This is a genomic window from Paenibacillus sp. FSL M7-0134 (assembly GCF_038007865.1).
GTDB classification, from domain to species: domain Bacteria; phylum Bacillota; class Bacilli; order Paenibacillales; family Paenibacillaceae; genus Paenibacillus; species Paenibacillus polymyxa_B.
On sequence record NZ_JBBOXV010000001.1, the window covers coordinates 1,589,403 to 1,611,877 of the forward strand.

A 22,475-nucleotide genomic window follows, 5' to 3' on the forward strand; every position below is an offset into this window, starting at 1 on the left:
ATTGCGGAATCTTGACATGGGAAGAATGAGGTACTTCATGGCTGACATACCTGCTAAAGAATCTGTTGTGACGCAAGGCGCAGTTCTGTTTATTTTTGGCGCTACGGGCGATTTGGCTCGTCGCAAGCTTTTTCCTGCTATTTACAGCTTGTACCGCGAAGGCAAGCTTGCTGAAGATTTTGCCGTTATTGGTGTAGCAAGGCGTCCGCGCACAGAGGAAGAATTCCGTAATGACCTGTATGCTTCCATACAGGAGTTTAGTCGCTACAAAGCAGAAAATGATCAAGAATGGCAGGCATTTGCCGAGCATTTTGAATATAAATCGCTGGATATAAACAATGTCGAAGGGTTCCATGAGCTGAGACAGCAGACGGAGTCTATAGAAAGCAAGTTTAACATACCGGGAAATCGGTTGTTTTATTTGGCCTTGGCTCCTGAATTATTCGGAAGCGTGTCGAAGAGCTTGAAAGATGGCGGCATGATGGATGGAAAAGGCTGGAATCGCCTAGTAATTGAGAAGCCATTCGGTTATAACCTCGAATCTGCACAAGAATTGAACGTTGAAATACGAGAAGTATTTGCCGAAGAAGAAATTTATCGGATTGATCACTATCTTGGTAAGGAAATGGTACAAAATATTGAGGTGATCCGCTTCGCGAACGCCTTCTTTGAACCACTGTGGAATAATAAGCATATTGCCAATGTGCAAATTACGCTTAGTGAAACGGTAGGGGTGGAGGAACGCGGAGGTTACTACGATCATTCCGGCGCTTTGCGGGATATGGGACAGAACCATATGTTGCAAATGCTAACGATGATTGCGATGGAACCACCTAGTCGTTTGTTGCCTGAGGATATCCGTGATGAAAAGGTAAAAGTGCTGCGTTCGCTGCGCCCTTTTGAAACGTCTGAGGATGTGAAAACCAATGTGGTACGTGGCCAATACACCGAAGGCAGTTATCGCGGCCAGCAGTTGCCGGGGTATCGCCAAGAAGACAAGGTAGATCCACAGTCGAACACAGAGACTTATTTTGCTTCACGCGTGTTTGTTGATAATTTCCGTTGGGCTGGCGTACCGTTCTATATTCGTACGGGCAAACGTCTCCCAGTAAAAACAACGGAGATTGTTGTGGAATTTAAGAGCATGCCAACGAACGTGTATCTCGGTCAAAAGCATAAGCTAGAACCGAACTTGCTCGTGATTCGGGTCAATCCAATGGAGGGCATTTACATTAAAATTAATGCCAAGAAACCTGGTTCCGAATCAGATATTGAACCGCTGGCTATGGATTTTTGCCAAAGCTGTATGGTGGGTATCAACTCACCGGAGGCTTATGAACGATTGCTGATGGATGCGATTGAGGGTGATTCGACGTACTTCACGCGTTGGGATGAGGTTGCCACGGCATGGGGATTCGTCGATCGAATCGCCAAGGCATGGCAGCAGACCCCAGATACGCTGGAAACCTATGCTGCAGGCTCATGGGGACCGGAAGGTGCTCACAAGCTATTGGAGCAGGATGGCTTCAAGTGGTGGCCGGTTAGCGGTCAGGATGAAGATAATGTCATCTGGCGAGTAGGCGGCGTTCAGTAATCCCGATTTGTCCTGCATCCCCCTATGTCCTGTTCAGGACGTAAGGGGATGCTTTGCGTTCGGAGTGTGCTATAATAGCTTAGTCTCAGGTTTTCGGTTTGCAACTGATTATAAGTTAAAGGCAGGCTAAAACATGTAAATTGATCGTATTTATAATGAATATGGTAACGGAGTGCGCCGAATACTGGAGCTAATGGCAATATAGCCCATAGAGCCGATGAACTTATGAAAACAGGCGTGCGTCATGGCCTTTTTATGAATAGCTTGAGCAGTAATGCAATGGATTTGATCATGAAGGGATATGTGAAATGAGTAAAACAACAGATATACTTCAACAGGAAGTCGACAAACGGCGTACGTTTGCGATTATTTCTCACCCGGATGCGGGTAAAACGACACTGACGGAAAAGCTGCTGCTGTTCGGGGGCGCGATTCGTCTTGCTGGTTCAGTTAAAGCGCGTAAAGCAAGCAAACACGCCACGAGTGACTGGATGGAGATTGAAAAACAGCGGGGGATCTCTGTAACATCCTCAGTAATGCAATTTGATTATAATGGTCACCGCATCAATATTCTGGACACCCCAGGTCACCAGGATTTCAGTGAAGACACGTATCGTACATTAACAGCAGCAGATAGTGCAGTCATGCTGATTGACGTAGCGAAAGGTGTGGAAGCGCAAACGATTAAGCTGTTTCAAGTTTGTGCGAAGCGTGGAATTCCGATTTTCACCTTCATTAACAAACTGGATCGTGAGGGACGCAGTCCTTTTGATTTGATGGAGGAGCTGGAGCAGGTGCTTGGCATCCGTTCGGTGCCTATGAATTGGCCGATTGGTACAGGACGCGAGTTGTGTGGTGTCTATGACCGTGTCAAAAATCAGGTCGAGCTGTTTCAGGGAGATGACCATTCCACGATCAAAGTACAAAAAGTGGAAGATTACAATGATCCAATCATTCGTGAGATGGCGGGCGAATATTTGCATGACCAATTATGCCAAGACTTGGAGTTGCTTGACGTCGCGGGTGACCCTTTTGACATGGAAAAAGTACAGCGTGGAGAATTAACACCTGTATTCTTCGGCAGTGCGATTAATAATTTTGGTGTACAAACATTTTTGGAAAACTTCCTTCAGCTTGCTCCTAAACCGGAGCCGCGCCGTAGTACAGCTGGGGAAATTGAGCCAACAAACGAAAAGTTTACCGGCTATGTATTTAAAATTCAAGCGAACATGAACCCGGCTCACCGTGACCGTATTGCATTTTTGCGTATTGTCTCCGGTAAGTTTCAACGCGGGATGAGTGTTAAGCATGTACGGATGGGCAAGGAGATTAAGCTGTCTCAGCCACAGCAGTTCCTGGCACAGGACCGTGATATTGTCGAGGAGGCTTTTCCTGGCGATATTATAGGATTGTTTGACCCGGGTATTTTCCGTATTGGTGATTCACTCAGCCAAGGTAGCGAGGTTGTGTTTGATGAATTGCCGACCTTTTCGCCTGAGATTTTTGCCAAGGTAACGGTGAAAAATGCCTTGAAGCACAAGCAGTATCTGAAGGGTATTGACCAGTTGACCGAGGAAGGTATGATTCAGGTGTTCCGTACGGTAAGCTTTGACGATACGCTACTAGGTGTTGTCGGTCAACTGCAATTTGAAGTATTTGAGTACCGCATGAAGGGTGAATATGGCGTTGATGTACAGCTTCAGCGTATGCCATTCCAATTTGCACGTTGGATTGTGGATGATCAGATTGATCCGAGCAAGTTCCGTATTAACTCTACGCTGGTAAAGGATAAGAAGGGCAATTATGTTGCCTTGTTCGAAAACGAGTATGCCATGCGTACGGCTATGGAGAAAAACCCGACAGCTAAGTTTTTGGAAATGGCTCCATAAGATTGAGTATGCAGAACCGTTAGATCTCAGTCATTTAGTGTATACAACGAATAGTCCACTCGATGTTAATGCGAGTGGACTATTCTCATTTTCGAATACGGGTAAAATAATGAGCACAATTAAATCGGAACAAAAAGTTAAATAGCTAGAGCTAGGTTAAAGGTACGGGTTTGATTTTATCGATTTGTTCATGTGCCAAATGGACGAAATCGTGCTGCTGGTTTGGACTCATATGCTTCCAAGCAATTTCAAGAATGACACCCAATCCAGGCAAAGCGGCCTCCGGTCCGTCCACTGACCCAATAATCATGTCCGTAAGATCAGCTTCTGATTTGCCGTGTACTTTGTGAACAATTGCTTGTCGTAAATCCATTGTAATGGGCATGTGAACCTCCCGTATGTTGTAGTAGTGGTCGAATGTATTATGGCTTGGGCTGTTGTCCAGTATACATGAAGAAGCATTTGGCATAAGTATGTCAAAATTTATGTTTGTAGCATGATATGCTATACTATGACGGACAGTATGGTGATCGGGAGGTAAAGAAGGAATGGCAAAAAAACAGTATGCGGTCATTGGCATGGGCCGTTTTGGTTCCAGTGTTGCCAGTGCGCTGAGTGAGATGGGTTTTGATGTGCTGGCTATTGACTCGGACGAGCAGCGTACACAGGAAATGTCGAATATTGTGACGCATGCGGTGTCTGCCGACTCGACGGATGAGGAAGCGCTACGAGCGCTAGGTATCCGTAATTTTGATGTAATTGTAGTTGCGATTGGCGAAGATATACAGGCCAGTATTCTGACGACATTGATTCTCAAGGACATGGGCGTACCAGCTCTTGTGGTCAAGGCACAAAATGAATTGCACGGGAAAGTGCTGCAAAAAATAGGTGCGGATAAAGTCGTTTATCCTGAACGGGATATGGGGTTACGGGTAGCCCATCATTTGACATCTCCCAACATTTTGGATTATATCGAGCTGTCCAAGGACTACAGTATTTTGGAGATGAGAGCCGCCGATTCCATGATTGGCAAAAACCTGAAGGAGCTAGACATACGTGCACGCTTCGGCTGCAATGTGATGGCGATTCGTAGAAATCAGGAAATGAATATTTCACCTTATGCCGAAGATCGTCTGGAGCCGGGTGATGTACTGGTCATTGTGGGCCACAAGGATGATCTGACCAAGCTGGAGCTGGCATTTGTAGCCTAATGAAGGCTTGATGTTCAAGTACAAGTGAAGTGATACATTATTTATTTTTAAGAAACGGACAAAGAAATGGAAGGTTAAACGAATGGAAATCATTTCACCGAATAATGCGCGTGTAAAAGAGTGGGCGCAACTGCTGGAGAAAAAGCATCGCACACGGCAGCATAAATATATTGTCGAGGGTATTCATCTGGTGCAGGAAGCGCTGCGTTCAGACGCGGCTGTCGAAACCGTCGCCTATGATTTGGACAAGGGCATTCCCGCCGAGCTGAATGGCCTGGATCCAGCCGACCAGCCGGTGGAATGGGTTCCCGTGTCAGCGGCGGTCATTGCAAAATGCACCGATACGAAGACGCCGCAGTCGGTCTTTGCCATCGTACGTAAGGAGGAGCGCAGCGCATTCCCGGCATTGCTGGAGCAGCCGGATGCACTGGTGATGGTGCTGGACGGGGTGCAGGACCCCGGCAATGTAGGCACCATCATCCGCAGCGCGGACGCTGCTGGAGCCGCAGGCGTAATATTGGGTCATGGCTGCGCCGACCTTTACAATCCCAAAACGATCCGCTCCACGATGGGATCGTTGTTTCACCTGCCAGTGATTGAAGGCAGTCTGGAGGAGCTTTTACCGGAGGCCAAAAGTAAAGGTGCCCGCTTGCTCAGCACCTCACTGGATGCGAGCTTGTCATGCTATACCATAGATTTGCGTGTTTCCACTTGGCTTGTGATCGGAAACGAAGGCCAAGGTATTTCTGCTGCTACCGCGCGCATGGTGGATGAGTCGGTATTCATTCCGATGCAGGGGCAAGCGGAATCACTGAACGCAGCGATGGCTTCTACGGTGCTATTATTTGAGGCGATGAGACAACGAAACTAAGAGAATAAACACGGGGCTGCTGGTGTGGTTTATAACATCAAATGGGACTATTTATATTGTCAATTGAGACTAGGAACATCCACGCCTGCACCTGGCCTTTCTTCCGCCCTATAGTCCCAACCTGATCCAGTCGAGGGGCTATGGCTTAAATCCAATGTGGCGAATAACGTGTTTTTTTAGAGGTTTTATAAGATTAAGTTCATGCCGGCCGGTTTATGAAACGAATCAATGAACAACCGCTAGAAACAATTGGTCGGCTACTGGTTAGGTTATGATCTTAATTGCGGTTTATATAGTAACAAATAGAAAGGTATTTGATTATGATATTCATTAACAAAAAAACTATTGATAAGCTAACTGAATCGCATAGAGAACCTAACATGCTTATCTGCTATTCAACTCCTCAAAGCCTTTCGGCTTGGACAAGTCGAGCTATATTACTCCTAAATAATGATAAAATTATTATCCTTTTCCTGAATCTATTTTCCACTAAAGTAGTACAAAAAGTTGAATTTGAAGTAGCTGATTTACAAGAACAAAAATATCATTCCATATATCTGTCTTCTGCAATATGGTCATTTAACAGTAAAGGACAGCATTGGAGGTTCAAGATAATCAAAAAAATTATACCTCTTGGCTCTATGCAAAGGGATTTTCTAAATTTCTTGCAACAAAATATTTTAAATTAGCGACTGAGTAGATCACCGATCTCCGAAAACATGTGCCCTTCCAGACGAAGGCGAACAGCCAGGTATCTTTCGTAAAGTCGTTTATCTGGGGTTTCTTTCATGGTTCTACTCATTACCCAATAGGCGATTGACGTAATGCTGTTGGTTTGTTAATTGCGTGTTATTATATCAAATGAATTTGACAGGTTCCCAAATCTTTGTTAGAGTTTCAATCAAATACGTATAACCTTTTCATGGGATGTTACCGATAGGGCATAACCTGAATTGGCTTGTTTACACTGCAAGTGTATACAGGCTGGTTTGGGTTTTTTTATATCCATCACCACCCTCTAGGAACCCCTTTATCACACATTTGGAAGGAGAACGTTTATGTCCAGTTATATTTTTCCTAAAGACTTTTTATGGGGCGGTGCTCTTGCTGCCAATCAGGCCGAGGGCGCTTATTTGGAAGACGGTAAAGGATTGAGTCTGGTGGATCTGTTGCCTACCGGAGAGAAGAGAAGAAGCATAATGAAAGGGAATGTTCCCTCGCTGACTCCACTTGATAGCGAATTCTATCCTTCCCACGAAGCCATTGATTTCTATCACCACTATCGCGAGGATATCGCGCTATTTGCAGAAATGGGATTTAAGGCGCTACGTGTTTCCATTGCCTGGGCTCGTATTTTTCCAACAGGAGAAGACGCTACTCCAAATGAAGCAGGTTTGCAATTCTACGATGACTTGTTCGACGAGTTGCATAAACATGGCATTCAGCCAGTCGTTACCCTCGCTCATTTTGACGTGCCAGTGGATCTAGTCGAGAAATATGGAAGCTGGCGGAGCCGGAAGCTGGTAGGCCTGTTTGAAACCTATGCTAAAACAGTATTCACCCGCTATAAGGATAAAGTGAAATACTGGATGACATTCAACGAGATTAACATGCTTCTCCATTTGCCGTTTCTCGGCGCCGGTCTTGTTTTTCAAGAAGGTGAAAACGTTAAACAGATTCAGTATCAGGCTGCACATCATCAGCTTGTGGCAAGCGCGCTGGCTGTAAAAGCGTGTCACGAGATTATCCCGGATGCCAAGATTGGTTGTATGCTTGCTGCCGGTAGCTTCTATCCGTATACGTGTAATCCCGAAGATGTGTATCAGGGCATGGAAAAAGACCGCGAGTCCTACTTCTTCATTGATGTACAGTCACGCGGCGAATATCCTGGTTATGCGAAGCGCTTCTTCAAGGATCATGGATTAAACATTGAGATGGAATCAGGCGACGCAGCCATTCTGAAAGATCATACCGTTGACTATATCGGATTCAGCTACTATTCGAGCCGGACGACCAGCACAGACCCGGAAATCGTGAAGAACATGACCAGTGGTAATGTATTTGGCTCCGTGGCCAATCCATATTTGGACAAGTCCGAATGGGGCTGGACGATCGATCCAAAAGGATTCCGCATCACAGCCAACCAATTGCATGATCGTTACCAAAAGCCTCTGTTCGTAGTGGAAAACGGTTTTGGTGCCAATGATGTGGTTTCGCCTGAAGGAGAAGTTAACGACGATTACCGGATCGACTATCTCAAGCGGCATATTGCCGAAATGGGTGAGGCTCTTCAAGACGGAGTCGAAATTATCGGTTACACAAGTTGGGGACCTATTGACATTGTCAGTGCTTCCTCAGGAGAGATGAAAAAACGCTACGGTTATATTTATGTGGACCGCGACAACGAAGGAAGCGGTTCGTTGAAACGTATTAAAAAGAAAAGCTTCCACTGGTACAAAAACGTAATTCATTCCGACGGCGAAAATCTGGGCGAATAATCGTACCACAAGAAAATAGGATCGGACGTCCCGGGCCCACGGGGATTTCCGATCTTCGTTTCTTCATTGAAAGCGTTGACAATCGTTCCTCTTCGGGCTATACTTGACGCAATTCCATCATTTTTAGGATTGTTACTGCGTAGCAGGCAAAACCTAAGCCACAAATAAGAAGATGTTACAGTCTTGTTTATTTGGCGTGCTTCGGTTTTTTTTCTGTTTACAATAAAGAGGATGGAGCAAGTGTGGCTCTTGCTGGCATATGGAACGGGGGATCGAGATGAACATAGCAAAGGTCATCAACAACAATGTAATCAGCGTCTACCAGACGGACGGTACCGAACTCGTGGTAATGGGTCGGGGGATTGCTTTTAAGAAAAAGCCTGGAGACAAAGTAGACGAAACCAGAATTCAGAAGGTATTTGCCCTGAAAAACAAGCAGACGTCCGATAACTTTAAAATGTTGTTGCGTGAGGTACCGCTTGATTTGATCGTGATTGTGGAGGAAGTCATTAATGATGCCAAGCATAATCTGAACAGAAAGCTGAACGAAAATATTTATGTTTCGCTGACCGATCATATTAATTTCGCTGTTGAAAGATACCGGGAAGGATTGGAAATCAAAAACGCGTTATTGTGGGAAGTCAAGCAGCTATATAAAGAAGAATTCGTAATTGGTCTGAAAACGTTGGAGCAAATCAAACAAAGGCTCGGTATTGAACTGCCTGTGGACGAAGCAGCTTATATTGCGATTCACATCGTGAATGCTGAAATGAACGAGGAAGTCATTACGACCATGAGTATCACGAAGTTTATCCAGCAAATTATCAATATTGCAAAATATCACTTTAAGGTCGATTTTGACGAGGACTCTCTGAGCTATTTCCGCTTTATTACGCATCTGAAATTTTTCGCTCAGCGCGTATTTAAGGGAAATCACTACGAAAATAACTATGATCATTTGTATGACATGATTAAGGAAAAGCATAAGGAAGCGGCTGCTTGTACAGAGAAAATCGGAGCTTTTGTGCAAAAAGAATACAACCACGAATTGACGAACGAAGAAAAATTGTATCTGACCGTGCATATTGAACGGGTGGTGAATAGATAAGTCGAACGTTTTCAACGAAAAAAGACCAAGAATAGACGATTAAAAGTTTTTGTTGACAAATATGGTAGATTGGTTATATTATGAGAGTAACAGGAATTTAATAAGTTTTAACTGGGATTGTTACTGGTTATGCAGGCAAAACCTAAGTCATGAAAAATTGCGGGACTAAAGTGCCCACCATTTTTCAAGGCTTAGGTTTTTTGTGTGCCTAAATATGTAAAAAGCCCCTTAGAACATGGAGGTGTCCATCATGAGTAATGAAAAACTGGCTAAGGAAATTGTACACCTGGTAGGTGGCGAAAAAAATGTAATATCGCTCGTTCACTGCGCCACTCGCCTGCGTTTTGTGCTAAAAGATGAGGCAAAAGCAGACAAGGGAAAGCTGGAAAAAACCGATGGAATTATCACGGTAAAGCAAAGCGGTGGTCAGTTCCAGGTTGTAGTCGGCAACAAAGTACCAGAGGTATATAATGCAATCGGCAAAGTATCCAATATTTTGAATGAAACTGGAAAAGAAGATCATTCTGCTAAAGGCAACAAAGGATTTGGCGCCGTAATCGACGTAATTTCCAGCATTTTTGCACCGTTGCTCGGAGTTATGGCGGGGTCCGGTATTCTGAAAGGTCTGCTGCTGATTGCGAGCAACCTCGGCTGGTTGCTACCGAAAGACACTACCTATATGATTTTGTATGCTGCGGCCGACAGTTTGTTTTATTTTCTTCCTCTCTTGTTAGCGGTTACAACGGCACGGAAATTCGGTGGTAATATCTTCGTTGCCCTGACCATTGCCGGAGGGTTGCTTTACCCGACCATTGTCACGCTAAAAACGGAAGGTACACCTACGGACTTTTTCGGTATTCCTATTGTTATGATGAGTTATTCATCTACCGTTATTCCGATCATTTTAGCCGTCATCGTCATGAGTAAGCTGGAAAAATGGTGCAATCGAGTGATCCACGAGAGCGTTAAAAACTTTATTACACCTTTGATTCTACTTGTAATTATGCTTCCTCTGACCCTGATGGTCTTTGGTCCAGTCGGGGTGTATGTGGGCAACGCAATCGCTACCGCACTCGTTGCTGCGTTCAGCTTTAGTCCGTTGCTGGCTGGAGCAATCCTTGGTGCTTGCTGGCAGCTGCTCGTTATTTTTGGTGTTCACTGGGGGCTTATACCTGTATTTATTAATAACATTGCTGTCAACGGCCGGGATGGCATTAAGCCCGCTGCTTCGGCTTCCGTCTTTGCTCAAACCGGCGCAGCGTTCGGTGTTATGCTGAAAACGAAAAATAAAAAGCTGAAAACGCTGGCGGGTTCCGCTACACTTACCGCTTTATTCGGCATCACGGAGCCAGCAGTTTATGGGGTTACGTTGCCACTGAAACGTCCGTTTATTGCAGGTATTATCGGCGGCGCCGCCGGTGGTGCCATTATCGGTCAAGCGGGAACGCAAGCATTTGCCTCCGGCGCACCTGGATTGCTGACCTTGCCGATCTTTTACGGCCCCGGTGGACAAGGATTCCCGGGATTGATTTTAGGGATTACGGTTTCATTTCTGGTGTCGGCAATTTTGACCTATATTTTAGGATTTGAGGACCCGGTCGAAGCGGAAGAAACCACCGACAATTCGGCTAATGAATCAACCTCACCAACCGATGTTTCCAATGAAGAGGTACTTAGCCCGATTGAAGGAACTGTGGTAGCTCTAACAGAAGTTCCAGATCCTGCATTTGCTTCAGAGGCTATGGGCAAAGGTATCGCCATCCAACCGACAACGGGCAGAGTCGTGGCCCCTTTCGATGGAACCATCACTGTGGCGTTCAAGAAAAAACATGCGCTTGCGATTGTTTCACCCCATGGCGCAGAGGTTTTGATTCATGTTGGAGTAGATACAGTCAAGCTTGACGGTAAATATTTTACTTCCCATATCAAAGAAGGCGACGAGGTAAAAGCTGGGGATCTACTGCTTGAGTTTGATGTTGAGCAAATCAGGGCAGAGGGTTATCCTACGATTACGCCAGTTATCATTACAAACTCTTCCCAATATGTCGAGATCCTTCCAATCGCTCAAGGAGAGGTAACGGAGCAGTCCCCACTGTTGAAATTGTCTAGTGCTTCAAATGAGAAAGAGGGCATCGCCTGAAGTCTTAAGAATAAAGCTCTGATGGTCCACATTCCCGGATCATCAGAGCTTTTTTGTCGTCATTTTATGTAGCCGGTAAGCTCACTTGTAATTGACAATATGTCAATTAAATTAACTTGTATGGTGGTAAAAACTAATCTATAATTTTTTGTAATTATGCAAATTTTCTGAAAACATAGACTAGAAAATCAATTGATTGATCAGGGGGAAATACAAGGAATGTTAGAGCAGTGGGCAGAGGCAGTAAACGGCGTCATTTGGAGCAATCCTGTGGTATATGTCTGTTTGGGTGTGGGACTATTATTTTCGATCATGACTCGATTCCTACAAATCAGGCATTTCAAAGAGATGATCCGTCTAGTATTTAAAGGGAAAAGTTCAGAGGCAGGTGTATCCTCTTTTCAGGCCTTTACGATGGCGCTATCGGGGCGTGTTGGGACGGGAAATATTGCTGGGATTGCATTGGCAGTCGGTATGGGTGGACCCGGGGCGATATTTTGGATGTGGGTCATGGCTTTTATCGGATCGGCTACTGCGTTTGTTGAATCCACACTGGCTCAGGTATATAAGGTAAAGCGCGATGGACAGTACCGAGGCGGCCCGGCCTTTTATATTGAAAAAGGGACAGGCTTTAAATGGTTTGCCGTCATTTTTGCGGTTGCTGCGTTGGTCGCGATGTGTTTACTGATGCCGGGAACTCAATCGAACTCTATTGCCGTAGCTTTTCATAGCTCGTTTGGCATGGATATGAAGGTTTCTGGGATAGTAGTAGTCGTGTTGCTGGCGCTTATCATTTTTGGTGGTGTAAAAAGGATTGCCAATGTGGCTCAGGTTGTCATTCCGTTTATGGCACTTGGCTACATCCTTGTCTCTTTTTATATTATGATGACGAATATTACTGCGCTTCCCGATGTATTTTCGCTGATTTTTCGCAGTGCTTTTGGCGTGGATTCTGTGTTCGGCGGTATGGCAGGGACGGCGATTGCCTGGGGCGTAAAACGGGGCATTTACTCCAACGAAGCCGGGCAAGGCTCAGGTGCGCATCCGGCAGCAGCCGCGGAAGTGTCTCATCCCGCAAAACAGGGGCTAGTTCAGGCATTTTCCGTGTATGTGGATACCTTTTTAGTCTGTACGTCTACGGCTTTTATGGTCTTATTCACAGGTATGTACAACGTGAAGGGACCTGGTGGCGATTTTATTGTACAGCATCTCCCGGGTGTTGAAGAGGGAACCCAATATACACAGGCTGCTATTGAATCAGTATTTCCCGGTTTTGGATCGAGTCTGCTGTCCATTACCTTGTTCTTTTTCGCATTTACGACCATTATCGCCTATTATTACATCGCAGAAACGAATATGGCCTACCTGGTTGCCGACCGTAAAGCCAAATGGCCCATGTTCGTTCTAAAGCTGGTTATCCTGGGTTCGACGTTCTATGGAACGGTCGTCAAGGAATCGGCGTTGGCGTGGACACTGGGGGATATGGGGGTCGGTATTATGCTCTGGGTGAATCTGATTGCTATGATTCTGTTAGCCAAGCCTGCTCTTCTTGTGCTTAAGGATTACGAACAGCAGCAGAGGCAAGGGCTGGACCCGGTGTTTGACCCGGAGAAGGCAGGTATTTCAAATGCCGAGTATTGGTCAAAGGAATATCAGCCTCCTTCAGATGAGTTGACGATTACCGCCAAACCGAGCAAGCTGCAAGCCTAAATAAGATAGATAAGTAAGATCAAAGGTGGCTCCGCGGGGAGTCATCTTTTTTTCGTTATCTTGCCTTTACATTCCAAGAGGGGTACATATGTTCACTATTTAGTCTATAATTTAGACAGACGGATTTAGAAAAATTCTGCCATAGATATGTGGGGAGGCCACATTGCACAAGAGAGGTGATTTGAATGAGCACATCCGATTTATCCATAACTGACGACAAGTGGAGAGCTATTGTAGAAAACGACAAGTCATATGATGGGGTATTTTTGTACGCTGTGAAGACAACGGGAATATTTTGTCGCCCCTCCTGCAAATCCAGACCTCCCAAAAGAGAGAACATCCGTATTTTTAAAACAGCAGAGCAGGCATTGGCCCAGCATTTTCGTCCATGCAAAAGATGTAAACCGACAGGACAACGATTGCCTGATCATGAATGGATCGCACTGGTTACAGAATACGTGAATTCTAACTATATGAAGGACTTAACATTGCACATCCTGGCTGAGATAAGTCATGGAAGTCCGTATCATTTACATCGTACCTTCAAGCGGATTATGCATCTAACTCCAATGGAATATATACAGCAGACCAGGTTGGAACAAGCGAAGAAGCTGCTCATTTGCTCAGATATATCTGTTGCGGAAGTGGGGGAGAACGTAGGTCTGTCCAATGCACCTTACTTTATTACGTTATTTAAAAAGAATACAGGCTACACCCCATTGCAATATCGCCAACTCAAATCGAAAGCAACACAAAATGGAGGTACACAGCATGGCACAGCAAATAAATAAAACGATCTATTGGTCATTGTTGACACATGAGGATTGGAATTTATATATTGCAGCTACATCGGAAGGACTATGTTATGTAGGTTCGCCCAATCAACCTGTAGAGGAATTATTTTCATGGGCGGGAAGGCGATTTCCCGGCAGTCCTTTAGTTGAAGAGGATGCTGCTTTACAGCCCTATGCCAAGGAGCTGATTGAATATCTCCAAGGGGAGCGGACCCAATTTACATTGCCCTTTGACTTTCATGGGACTGCGTTCCAGATGGCGGTTTGGAATGCGTTGTGTGATATTCCGTATGGGGAAACAGTATCCTATTCAGACATTGCCAACGCTATTCAAAAGCCAGCCTCTGTTCGTGCGGTGGGGGCTGCCATCGGTGCTAATCCGATTTTGGTCACCGTCCCTTGTCATCGGGTCATTGGTAAAAATGGAGCTATGACCGGATATCGGGGTGGGTTGGACATGAAGGTGAAGCTTTTGCAGCTCGAAAAGGAAAGTGTGGCATCGGTTCAGTATGAAAAATGAGTATTACAAATCCCCCAAGACTCTTCTGAATAAAGGGACTGGCTTCTTGTCAGGGTATACACATTCGTTGAACCCGTTTACAGGTTGTACCTTTGGTTGCTCGTATTGCTATGTACGCCAATTGCCAGTCTCCACATTTCGGAAGGAAGCTTGGGGGACATGGGTTGATATTAAAAAACAGGCGGCAGATATTCTTCGCAAGGAGCTTCGCAGAGCCAAATCGAAAGGTAAAGTCACGATTTTTATGTCATCAAGCACAGATCCTTATCAGCCTGCCGAGTACAAGGAAGAGGTGACCCGGTCTCTGCTGGAGGTGATGGTGGAGGATCCACCTGATTTTCTCTTTTTACAGACGCGCAGTCCACTGGTACAGCGGGATACCGATTTACTGCTTCGATTGGGGAATCGTGTTCGTGTGAGTATGACTGTAGAAACAGATCGAGAAGATATACGCAAACATTTTACCCCGGAGGCTCCTCCCATCCAGGCTCGTCTCCAAACGCTGCATCTTTTAAGGGAGGCAGGTGTACCGACGCAAGCTACGATTGCTCCGATGCTTCCAAGCAGTGAACATTTTGCAGATAAGCTGTTGCCTCTGGTCAACCGTGTCTGTATTGATGATTATTTTATGGGAGACGGCAGTGGGGGAAGACGAACGCGTAGCTTAAAAATTGGTGCGTTGTACGAGTCATTGGGGCTGGAAGAATGGTATCATCCTGCTGCCTATAAGGCGGTTTATGAACGTTTTCTCCATGTTTTCCCGAAAGAGCAGCTCTATGTGAGCAAAGAAGGATTCGAACCTTGATGTAAAAGCAGTCCATGCCATTGAATCATGAGTGAACATATAAGGGGGCAGCGGGAGAACGAATGCAAACCGTAATGACCAAAAACTTTGATTATGGAGAAAAGGAAATCAATTATCTAAAAAACGTAGACACCGTACTTGGTGCAGCGATGACGCAAATGGGCAAGGTAGAACGGATCATCATTCCCGACCTGTTCGCGGCGCTCGTTCATGCGATTGTGGGACAGCTTATATCGGCCAAGGCGGTTCAAACCATATGGGCAAGGATACAGGAGAAGTTAGGGGTGATTACTCCACAAAATATAGCCGTTCAGACGGCTTTAGAAATTCAAAGCTGTGGCATCACCATGAAAAAGGCCACATGTATTCTAAATATAGCCCAAACGATCGAGCAGGGCCTGTTGGATTTACAGGAATTATATGAGCTTTCCGATGCACTGGTGATCCAGAAATTGTCCTCGCTGCAAGGGATAGGACCTTGGACGGCTGAAATGATGCTGATTAATTGTATGGAGCGTCCAGATGTCGTCAGTTGGGGCGATATGGCTATTCGACGGGGAATGATGAAGTTGTACCATCTAGATACATTGACCAAGCAGCAATTTGAGGAGTACCGCCGAGTTTATTCGCCTTATGGTTCGGTGGCCTCTATTTATTTGTGGAGTATTTCATTTCGTTAAGAATCAGGGAGTGGAAACGATGGAGAAAACAATCAGAGAACAGATACTGTCATACGTGGATGCGGATTTTCAGAAATTTACGGCTGCATTGCTTCCGACGATTAATAATGTGCTGGGTGTACGTCTGCCAGTGCTGCGTAAGCTAGCTCAAAATATTGCCAAAGGAGATTGGCGTCTCTACCTGGAGACCGCTGAAAGTGAACACTTCGAAGAAGTAATGCTGCAAGGTATGGTGATTGGTTCTGTAAAAACAGATATAGAGGAAGTTTTGAGTTATACCGCCAAGTTTGTTCCTAAAATTGATAATTGGTCCGTATGTGACAGCTTCTGTGCCGGATTGAAAATCACGAAACATCATAAAGAACGGGTATGGGAGTTTATTCAGCCCTATCTATTCTCCAAGAAAGAATATGAAATTCGGTTTGGTGTGGTTATGCTTCTAAATTTTTATATTGAGGAACAGTATATGAACCGGGTATTTACTTTACTGGATCAGACCCATCGTGAGGATTATTATGTACAAATGGCAGTAGCATGGGCGATATCGATCTGTTATATCAAGCTGCCCGAGGTAACAATGGCGTATTTAAGTCATAATACATTGGATGATTTTACCTTCAACAAAGCACTGCAAAAAATCACGGAATCATATCGGGTGGATCAGGCAACGAAAACGACTATCCGCGGTATGAAGCGAAAAAGAAAATAGGATCGGCTCCCACCTGTAAGTGTTATACTGAAAAAAAATGCGTGTATGAAAACGAACAGGAGGGGAGTCAGTGAATTCGATCCCGCTGGGAGTACTTGTTGTGGATGATGAAACTAGACAGCGTCGAGGTTTGGCTGCCATGGTCAGGGATCTACGTCCCGAATACGAGGTATGGGAAGCCAAGAACGGGAAAGATGCTCTGACCATTTCGTTATCCAAACCGATCCAAATCGTTTTTACAGATATTCAAATGCCGATCATGAATGGACTTGAATATCTTCAACAATTGAGAACATCCGGTCAGCATGAGACCAAAGTTATTTTAGTGACAGTCTACCAGGAATTTAGCTATGCACAGCAGGCGGTGAGGTACGGGGCGAATGATTATTTGGTGAAACCAGTGCAATCGCAACAGCTCATTGAAGTGATTCAACACATGGAGAAGATCATTGTAGAGGAACAAGAAGCACTGATTGGGAATCAAACAGCGTTGAATCAGATTGAGCAGAGTATGCCTGCATTTGTGGAGCATTTGTTTAGCAGATGCGTGACAGACAAATTACAGCCTAATGAGAAAATCCTATTAAAGAGTCACTTTGGATGGCATGGGGTAGGAGAAGTTCTCGCGTTGGGAGCATCGGCAGCCCACCCGGATGATATACATATGTGGGATTCTCAGCTCCGTAATACGGTTGTTGAAATATTGCGACCTTGGGCGTCTTCTGTCGTGTTTCCACTCGAATCCCGTAAAGACCATGTGGTTGCAGTAGTGAATTGGAAGGATAGGGCTGAAAGCAAGGAGGCCAAAAGCGCCCTTCAAGCTGGGCTGAAAAAGTTGGAGCAACAGCAAGCGATTTCAATCTGGTTTGCTTGGGGTCAGTCTTTTGATTTTGATGAAATGCAAATAAACCAATCTCACGAAAAGGCCGTTGGCCTGATCTCCATGCGTTTTTATACACCTCACATCAGATGTTTGAACCTTGTCGTTTCAGATGATGAGCAGCCAGTACAGGAAATGAGCGCACACGAACAAAGGGCCTTTTTTAAATTCATTGAAAGCGCTATCTCTAATGGAGAGCCCGATCAGCTATTGGGTCAGGTGAAAAATTTCATTGGACAAATGACACAAGGGTATCCTGCACCTGAAGCGCTTAAAGCTAAATTGGTACGCCTTCTGTTGGTTAGTTTACAACGGTTAAATATAGGGTGGAGTGAGGAAGTCTACTCACGTTTCTCGGAACGTTTGAACAAAGCTGTCGAAGGGGCCACCTGTCTTCGGAATCTTGAGGATGGTGTTGCAACATGGTTAAAAGAGCTGATTCTTGAGCTTCATAGCGGCTCCAAAGGCGAACCCATTATGAACAAGTGCAAGGAATTTCTAGATGCGCATCTACATGAAGACCTAAGTCTGGAGATCGTGGCCCGGCGCTTCCACTATAATGCGTCCTATTTTAGCATTCTGTTCAAAAATTATTTTGGGCTCTCGTTCACGGAATATATGGTGAAGCTCAGAATGCAAAAGGCTCAGCACTTACTGCTGCATACAGACGCCAAGGTCGCAGAAATTAGTAGACAGGTTGGTTATAAAGATATCAAATACTTTTTTAAAGTGTTCAAAAAAAACGTAATGCACACGCCGGAAGAATTTCGTAGGAAATTCAACTGATTGTTAGGTGAAAGGAAGATACGATGCGCCAAGTTAAATATATGTATCAAAAATTTTTGGACAGTAGCTTTCGTACGAAATTGATGCTGTCCTATTTTTTGTTGTCTGGTTTTATCGTTTTGATCCTAGGTTTCGTTTACTTTGAAACGAGCGCACGGAATATTACTACAAATGTAACAGATAGCGTTACAAGCGTTCTGCGTAGTAATAACCAGCTGCTGGATAACAAGCTGACAGCTATTCAAAAAACCGTAGATATGATTCCGATCGACCATGATCTTCTTCAGACCATTATGAACGTGGATACTACGGATTCTTCATCGCTGTTACGAGCTGATCGCAGCATTACAAAAATTTTGTACAGATACTTTGGCAATATGGAGGAAGTGTATGCTTCCCAAATTATGACGCAAAATTATGCATATGGAAGCACTGATCGGATGTATATTCCCGTTCAGCCGTTCTATTCTTCTCCGTTGGCAACAACGGCGGTGGAAGCAGAAGGGGCTACCCAATGGATTCCCGCTTATTCGTATGCCGATACATTCCATCAGCAGGATTTAAAACGAGGCTCCTATGAGTTTAGTTCTTTATTTGCTGTGGTAAAGCAGCTCCATTTGACTGCATTAGATGATGCTGGAACCTTTCATACGCTTCCGGAGGGAAAGGAAAAACCTATACTTATATTGAATTTTCGTCCTGACTTGTTAAAAGGGGGCTTTGAAGATTATGCAGCCCGCAGCGGATTTGCACATCTATCCTATGGCATGATTCATGATAAAAATGGGATGGTCATGAGTTCGAATGGACAGCAACAAGTGGGGGAGCCCGTGGCGGATTGGCTTAAGGATGCCATTACTTCGGAACAAGGGATGAAAATGGTAAACGTTAAAGGTCAAAGCATATTACTGGTTTACGAAGCGATGAAGACGACGGGCTGGGTATCTTATATAGCCATTCCCATGGAAGATGTATTGGGACATCTGTCAACGATTCGCACCTACACGGTGTTTTTTTTAGGTTTTATGATGCTCGTTGCTGTTATTCTTGCATATTTACTGTCTGTTTATATCAGTAAGCCCATCACGGATATGAAACAGGCGATGAGAGTAATGGAGAAGGGACATTTTGATATTCGAATTCCTGTACGTGGCTATGATGAATTGGGAGACCTGGTGATTCGGTTTAATCAAATGAATGAAAAAATTAAAGATTTAATCGAGGAAAATTACAAGTCACGTCTACGAGCCAAAGAGTCGGAGTTAATGGCACTTAATTTACAGCTGAATCCCCATTTTTTGTATAACACTTTAACGACCATGTATTGGATCGCCTTAGAACATAAACAGCAGGAACTAGGCCAATTGATCATTAGTCTGGCGGAAATGCTGCAAATTACTACTCGAAATAAAAACGATACATGGAGTTTGGAAACCGATCTGAATTGGCTGGAAAAATACATTTATATTATGCAGAATCGCTTTGAGGACAAGTTCACGGTGGAATATGATATTGATCCCATTTTGCTTCAGGTGGAGGTTCCCAAACTTTTCTTGCAGCCTTTTGTGGAGAATTCAATTATTCACGGCTTCGCCGAAATGGAATCAGGGGGTCTGATTAGGATCACAGCCTGGATCGAGAAGCAATTGGTGTGTTTTAAAGTGGAGGATAATGGATTAGGAATTCAAGAAGAACATATACGCCGAATTCAAGCTGGAGAAATCAGATCAACGGGCATTAAAAATGTAGACAGAAGAGTACGGCTATTATATGGAATGGATTATGGCGTTACGCTCCACTCGCCAGCAGGTAAAGGGACATTCGTCCTGATTCGCATCGGAGAAATTCATAGATCTAATCAAATGACACCAATCCAATGAGAGTACGACTTTTAAAAATGTAAGCGTTTGCTAAAATGAGTTTAGTGACGAAACAACAAACGAAAAGATAAAAAAATAAACGGTTTGGGGGCGTTACTCTTGTTAAAACGAAAATTATGGATCGTCTGCATGTGCTTGATCGTTGGGCTTATGTCAGCCTGTAGTTCAAATGAGAGCAGCAGCAAACCAGTTGATTTGCAGGGTCACGAGCAAGTGACACTGACCTATGCCAGTTGGGGTAGCACCAATGAAAAGAAGGTTCAGCAGGAAATCGCTAAAAAATTTACAGAGAAATATCCGTGGATCAAAATTAACTATATGCATATCCCCGGGGATTACGTAACCAAATTAACGACGATGTTTGCCGCCAATCAGGCACCCGATGTATTTCCCATTTATAAAGCACAGGCTCTGCAATGGGCTGAACAAGGCAAACTATATAATTTAAATGAATTTTTGAAGGAGGATAAGGAGCTAACGAAGGAAAGTCTTATTCCTAATTCAGTCATCTATTGGGATAAGGACAAAGTGGCTGGGATCAAGGTAACTGAGGAAGCTTTCGCGCTTTATTACAATAAAGATTTGTTTGATGAGGCTGGTGTTGCTTTGCCGCCAGTAAAGGCTGAGGAGGCTTGGACATGGGAGCAGTTTTTAGAGACAGCACAAAAGCTGACCATTGATAAAGCGGGAAATAATGCGCTCAGTCCCAATTTCGATGCAAGTAACATTAAACAGTATGGAGTTCGGTTTGATACATGGATGTGGCATTTGCTTGTGCCTTCCAATAACGCAAGTGTCATTTCAGACAAAGGGGACTCGCTTAATCTTGAGAGCCCTGATGTGATTGAAGCTGTTCAGAAAATGGCTGATCTGATCAACGTTTATCATGTGGCACCGTCGCCAACGCAGTCCAAAAATATACCTTCCCCGGCCGTAGCACTACAAAGTAAGCGTGTAGCGATGGATTTGGATGGACAGTGGGTTCAATTGGATCTTGGAGAATCGAAGGTGAATTTTGGTGTAGGCGTGTTACCCAAGCTGAAGAGCAGCAAAACGATCCTGTTTGGCGAACCGGAAGTGATTTCTGCCAAAACCAAACATCCTAAAGAAGCATGGATGTTTTATAAATTCTTGCTGGATGCTGAAAGCGGACTTGACATGCATTCCAGCGGATTGTGGATGCCTGTCATGAAAAAGTGGTACACCGAACCAGACTTGATTAGCAAATGGGCCGATGTCAAACCAGGTCATGCCGATGGTTACCGTGATGCTGTCATGAACCAAACGCTGCATAACGGTGTCAATTCTTACGACTATTATCTGAAAAACTCGGAAAAAATCAATGCTATCATTAACCCGGCGCTGGATCAGGTATGGCTGGGCAAGAAAACGGTGGAGCAAGCATTCAAGGAGGTTTCCGCAAAGGCTAACGCGGAATTTAAAGGGACGTATCCAAAAGAATAGGGTGAGTGTTTTGACAGAAAGAGAGGGATAGAATGCAATCATTATCTTCTATTCGTAAGAAGGAAAATTGGTTGGGGTGGCTTTTTGCCGCCCCTGCTATTCTCGGCTTTGTCATTTTTGTTCTGGGACCGATGATCGCTAGTCTCTGGTTCAGTCTTACCGATTACAAGGTTGCTTCACAGGCCCATTTTATCGGTCTGGATAATTACGTTCACTTATTTGACGGTACGGATCAATTTTTTTATAAATCACTCGGGGTTACGTTTTATTATGTGTTCCTGAGTGTGCCCTTGCAAATTATTGTAGCTTTCTTTTTGGCGATATTGCTTAATCAAAAGGTAAAAGGTCTGGCTTTTTTCAGAACTGTTTTCTATCTCCCTACCATTGTGCCACTCATAGCATCGTCTATGATCTGGATGTGGCTGTTTGATCCGGATCTTGGTTTGCTAAATGTGGTATTGCGTGCGCTGCATTTGCCTGAAAGTCAGTGGATATATAGCGAAGGGTCAGTAGTTCCTACTCTGGTTTTAATGAGTTTGTGGACCGTTGGAGGAACCATGATTATTTTTCTGGCAGGCTTGCAAGATATCCCTAGACATTATTATGAAGCCATTGAAATTGACGGTGGAAACGCTCTTCATAAGCTTATGTATATTACAATTCCATTGACATCGCCCACTATTTTTTTTAATACGATTATGGGCTTCATCGGTGGGTTTCAAGTGTTTGTTCAACCTTACGTCATGACTCAGGGTGGACCCAATAACTCCAGCTTGTTTTATACCTTTTATTTGTTCCGCGAGGCATTTACTTTTTCGAATATGGGTTATGCCTGTGCTATTGCTTGGGTGCTCTTTATTGTCGTTTTGGTATTCACTGCCTTTCTGTTCAAGACGGCCCGAAAATGGGTGTATTACGAAGGCGGGGGGGCATGAA

General features: G+C 44.5%; 17 protein-coding genes and 1 pseudogene. 17 read left to right on the forward strand and 1 reads right to left on the reverse strand.

Going from position 1 to position 22,475, the window contains the following annotated elements:
• The first annotated feature begins 37 nt into the window (after positions 1-37).
• Positions 38-1,594, forward strand: a complete 1,557-nt coding sequence (gene zwf, locus NSQ58_RS07045) for a glucose-6-phosphate dehydrogenase (protein WP_023990232.1) — start codon at positions 38-40, stop codon at positions 1,592-1,594.
• Between the two features lie 308 nt (positions 1,595-1,902).
• The gene (locus tag NSQ58_RS07050) at positions 1,903-3,483 is read left to right on the forward strand and encodes a peptide chain release factor 3 (protein WP_013311888.1); all 1,581 of its coding nucleotides are present in this window, start codon (positions 1,903-1,905) and stop codon (positions 3,481-3,483) included.
• Positions 3,484-3,634: 151 nt separating this feature from the next.
• Here NSQ58_RS07050 and NSQ58_RS07055 read toward each other — a convergent pair whose 3' ends face one another.
• Positions 3,635-3,868 carry a small acid-soluble spore protein SspI gene (locus NSQ58_RS07055; RefSeq protein ID WP_016819939.1) on the reverse strand — a complete coding sequence of 78 codons (234 nt, stop codon included), beginning with the start codon at positions 3,866-3,868 and terminating at the stop codon, positions 3,635-3,637.
• Between the two features lie 160 nt (positions 3,869-4,028).
• On the opposite strand from NSQ58_RS07055, the pseudogene NSQ58_RS07060 reads away from it, so the two are divergent.
• The 15 genes and pseudogenes from NSQ58_RS07060 to NSQ58_RS07130 all read left to right on the forward strand — a co-directional run.
• Positions 4,029-4,694: pseudogene (locus NSQ58_RS07060) on the forward strand (potassium channel family protein); the annotation flags it as partial.
• 82 nt (positions 4,695-4,776) lie between these two features.
• Entirely contained in the window at positions 4,777-5,565 is a 789-nt protein-coding gene (locus NSQ58_RS07065) for a TrmH family RNA methyltransferase (protein WP_341057091.1), read from the forward strand.
• Between the two features lie 1,058 nt (positions 5,566-6,623).
• Positions 6,624-8,063, forward strand: a complete 1,440-nt coding sequence (locus tag NSQ58_RS07070) for a 6-phospho-beta-glucosidase (protein WP_341057092.1) — start codon at positions 6,624-6,626, stop codon at positions 8,061-8,063.
• A gap of 277 nt (positions 8,064-8,340) precedes the next feature.
• A complete protein-coding gene (licT, locus tag NSQ58_RS07075; RefSeq protein ID WP_069080789.1) occupies positions 8,341-9,171 on the forward strand; it encodes a BglG family transcription antiterminator LicT in 831 nt (276 codons plus the stop codon).
• A gap of 250 nt (positions 9,172-9,421) precedes the next feature.
• On the forward strand, positions 9,422-11,311 hold the full coding sequence (locus NSQ58_RS07080; RefSeq protein WP_028541404.1) for a beta-glucoside-specific PTS transporter subunit IIABC: 1,890 nt from the start codon (positions 9,422-9,424) through the stop codon (positions 11,309-11,311).
• A 219-nt stretch (positions 11,312-11,530) separates the two neighbouring features.
• Entirely contained in the window at positions 11,531-13,021 is a 1,491-nt protein-coding gene (locus NSQ58_RS07085) for an alanine/glycine:cation symporter family protein (protein WP_025723624.1), read from the forward strand.
• Positions 13,022-13,206: 185 nt separating this feature from the next.
• Positions 13,207-13,812 carry a bifunctional transcriptional activator/DNA repair enzyme AdaA gene (locus tag NSQ58_RS07090; protein WP_264454548.1) on the forward strand — a complete coding sequence of 202 codons (606 nt, stop codon included), beginning with the start codon at positions 13,207-13,209 and terminating at the stop codon, positions 13,810-13,812.
• Entirely contained in the window at positions 13,793-14,335 is a 543-nt protein-coding gene (locus NSQ58_RS07095) for a methylated-DNA--[protein]-cysteine S-methyltransferase (protein WP_028541407.1), read from the forward strand. Before NSQ58_RS07090 ends, NSQ58_RS07095 begins: the two co-directional genes overlap by 20 nt.
• Positions 14,325-15,140, forward strand: a complete 816-nt coding sequence (locus tag NSQ58_RS07100; protein ID WP_341057095.1) for an SPL family radical SAM protein — start codon at positions 14,325-14,327, stop codon at positions 15,138-15,140. Before NSQ58_RS07095 ends, NSQ58_RS07100 begins: the two co-directional genes overlap by 11 nt.
• A gap of 62 nt (positions 15,141-15,202) precedes the next feature.
• The gene (locus NSQ58_RS07105; protein WP_341057096.1) at positions 15,203-15,820 is read left to right on the forward strand and encodes a DNA-3-methyladenine glycosylase family protein; all 618 of its coding nucleotides are present in this window, start codon (positions 15,203-15,205) and stop codon (positions 15,818-15,820) included.
• 19 nt (positions 15,821-15,839) lie between these two features.
• On the forward strand, positions 15,840-16,529 hold the full coding sequence (locus NSQ58_RS07110; RefSeq protein ID WP_023990220.1) for a DNA alkylation repair protein: 690 nt from the start codon (positions 15,840-15,842) through the stop codon (positions 16,527-16,529).
• Positions 16,530-16,599: 70 nt separating this feature from the next.
• Positions 16,600-18,195 (forward strand): response regulator, encoded by a 1,596-nt coding sequence (locus NSQ58_RS07115; protein ID WP_341057097.1) that lies wholly within the window; start codon positions 16,600-16,602, stop codon positions 18,193-18,195.
• Positions 18,196-18,218: 23 nt separating this feature from the next.
• Positions 18,219-20,075 carry a sensor histidine kinase gene (locus NSQ58_RS07120; RefSeq protein WP_341057098.1) on the forward strand — a complete coding sequence of 619 codons (1,857 nt, stop codon included), beginning with the start codon at positions 18,219-18,221 and terminating at the stop codon, positions 20,073-20,075.
• A 99-nt stretch (positions 20,076-20,174) separates the two neighbouring features.
• Complete coding sequence (locus NSQ58_RS07125; RefSeq protein WP_023990217.1) at positions 20,175-21,539, forward strand: ABC transporter substrate-binding protein; 1,365 nt, start codon at positions 20,175-20,177, stop codon at positions 21,537-21,539.
• A gap of 32 nt (positions 21,540-21,571) precedes the next feature.
• Positions 21,572-22,474, forward strand: coding sequence for a carbohydrate ABC transporter permease (locus tag NSQ58_RS07130; protein ID WP_023990216.1), 903 nt, complete (start codon positions 21,572-21,574; stop codon positions 22,472-22,474).
• Position 22,475 lies beyond the last annotated feature (1 nt).